This window comes from Haloferax sp. Atlit-6N (assembly GCF_003383195.1).
In the GTDB taxonomy this organism is placed as follows: domain Archaea; phylum Halobacteriota; class Halobacteria; order Halobacteriales; family Haloferacaceae; genus Haloferax; species Haloferax gibbonsii.
The window spans coordinates 1-444 of the sequence record NZ_QEQJ01000375.1 but is presented as its reverse complement, the minus strand read 5'-3'; the positions used below and the strand labels follow the sequence as shown (position 1 = coordinate 444).

Below are 444 nucleotides of genomic sequence, written 5' to 3'. Positions count from 1 at the left end.
GTCTTGATTCCGCTGTCCGGTGTCGCGGCCGTTGTGGCGTTGACCGGGGCGCTCGCGACGGTGTACTTTCGAGGCTACCTCGTTCCGCGCACGCCGGCACTGACGAAGCGCTACCTGCCGTCACGGCTCCTCGCGTGGTTCGGCAAGCAGCCGCTGACGGTGTCACGCGAGGAGAGCACCGACGCATGGCTTCTCTCGCAGGGGCTTTTACGCGAGTCCTCGGATGGAGACTTCGCTCTCGACCCGGAGTTCAAAGCGTCGCTGGCCGCGGTTGACCCGCCGCAGTCGCCATCGGCTTCGCTCGCACGCGACATCCTCGAACTCCCTCCGACCGACGGCTCGTTCACCAGCCAGCAGGGTCGCTACACGCTTTCGGACGACGGCGACCCTATCGCAGCGTGGCCGTCCTCGCTTGCGCTTGACGCGGACCTTCGGGCGAAAGCG

Annotated in this window: 1 pseudogene; it reads left to right on the top strand. The window is 66.9% G+C overall.

The window, feature by feature from the left end:
• Positions 1 to 444 (top strand): annotated as a pseudogene (locus tag DEQ92_RS22830) (hypothetical protein); the annotation flags it as partial.